This is a genomic window from Pseudomonas brassicae (assembly GCF_010671725.1).
GTDB lineage: Bacteria > Pseudomonadota > Gammaproteobacteria > Pseudomonadales > Pseudomonadaceae > Aquipseudomonas > Aquipseudomonas brassicae.
In genome coordinates this window covers 1-1,901 of the sequence record NZ_JAAHBU010000374.1, presented here as the reverse complement: position 1 = coordinate 1,901, position 1,901 = coordinate 1, and the positions used below count along the sequence as shown (strand labels likewise).

Here is a 1,901-nt window from a genome sequence, read left to right as displayed (position 1 = left end):
CGCCGTGCTAACCTCGCACCACCATGGACGAGGGTTTGCCGCATCGTCCGAGCATCTACCCAGTTCATTCCCCCCGTACCGGCATGTTCACGGTGACGCCATCGTCACCGCTAGGGCCGCGCGCGTATCAGCGCTTGCGCGTGGACGGCAGCAGAATCGCCAGCAGGCCGAACAGCGGCAGGAACGAGCACAGCGTGTAGACGTACTCGATGCCGTGGATATCCGCCAGGTAGCCCAGCAGCGCCGCACCAATGCCACCAAAGCCGAACATCAGGCCGAAGAAGATCCCCGCGATCATGCCCACGTTGCCCGGCACCAGTTCCTGGGCGTACACCACGATGGCCGAGAATGCCGACGCCAGGATGAAGCCGATGATCACGCTCAGCACGCTGGTCCAGAACAGGTCGGCGTACGGCAGCGCCAGGGTGAACGGCGCCACGCCGAGGATCGAGAACCAGATCACCGCCTTGCGCCCGATGCGATCACCGATCGGCCGCCGAAGAAGGTGCCGGCCGCCACCGCGCCCAGGAACAGGAACAGGTACAGCTGGGAGCTGGCCACCGACAGGTCGAATTTCTCGATCAGGTAGAAGGTGTAGTAGCTGGTCAGGCTGGCCATGTAGAAGTACTTGGAGAACACCAGCAGGCCCAGCACCACCAGCGCGCCGATCACCCGCCCGCGCGTGAGGCCGTGGGTGGCGGCCTGGCCGGCCTTGGCCTTGAACAGGTTGAGGTGCTCGCGGTACCAGCGGCTCAGGCCATAGGTCACCACCACCGCAAACAGTGCGAACAGGCCGAACCACGCCACATTGCCCTGCCCGAACGGGATGATGATGGCGGCCGCCAGCAGCGGGCCGAAGGCCGAGCCTGCGTTGCCGCCCACCTGGAACGTCGACTGCGCCAGGCCATAGCGGCCACCCGAGGCCAGCCGTGCGATGCGCGAGGTTTCCGGGTGGAAGGTCGAGGAGCCGATGCCCACCAGCGCGGCGGCCAGCAGGATCATCGGGAAGCTGCCGACGAAGGCCAGCATCAGGATGCCTACCAGGGTGCACAGCGTACCCAGCGGCAGCAGGTTCGGCATCGGACGCCGGTCGGTATAGAACCCCACGGCAGGCTGCAGCAGCGAGGCGGTGACCTGGAAGGTCAGGGTAATCAGCCCGACCTGGGTGAAACTCAGCCCGTAGTTGGCCTTGAGCATCGGGTAGATCGACGGCAACACGGCCTGGATCAGGTCGTTGATCAAGTGCGCCAATGCACAGGCCGCAATAATGCGCATCACCAGCGGGCTGCTCTGGCTGGCGGCGGCCGCGGGCGTACTGGAGGAGGCAGAACTCAAGGCCATGGGAAAAACGTCCATCGGGGCTGGGGTGGGATCCAATTATCCAGAAATAGTTAGCAAGCGCACTATTCTTTTACGCCAGGCGGCTACTTGTTAATAATTCTCAGTAACGCTAGTCTGCGGCGCGGCCTTCGCTGGCACGCCAGCTCCCCCAAGGACAGCGTTGATCCCTGTGGGAGCTGGCTTGCCAGCGAAGAGGCCAGCACCTGCACCAACTCTTGCTGGTAAGACCATGCCCGACAACAAGCAAGACCGAAGCCTGACGCTGCTCTACCAGCGCCACCGCAACGAGCTGCTGGCCTTTCTCACCCGTCGGGTGCGCTGCCGGGAGACCGCCCGCGACCTGTTGCAGGATGCCTTCGTGCGCCTGATGCACAGCGAACGCGGCAACGTCGGCAACCTGCGCGCCTTCCTCTACCGCATCGCCAACAACCTGAGCATCGACCACGCCCGGCGCAATCAGGTGCGCGGGGTCAACGACGAGCAGGCCCTTGAGCACCTGCATACCGACACCGGCCCCGAGCGCAGCGCCGTGGCCGGCAACACCCTCGACCACCTGGAGC

The 1,901-nt window shown here is 64.8% G+C and carries 1 protein-coding gene and 1 pseudogene; one reads left to right on the top strand and one right to left on the bottom strand.

The features are described 5' to 3' along the window. Window positions 1-127 precede the first annotated feature (127 nt). Window positions 128-1,341: pseudogene (locus G3436_RS21985) on the bottom strand (MFS transporter). Between the two features lie 229 nt (window positions 1,342-1,570). Here G3436_RS21985 and G3436_RS21980 point away from each other — a divergent pair. Continuing rightward, the coding region (locus G3436_RS21980; protein WP_163949423.1) for an RNA polymerase sigma factor at window positions 1,571-1,901 on the top strand (331 nt) is incomplete at its 3' end.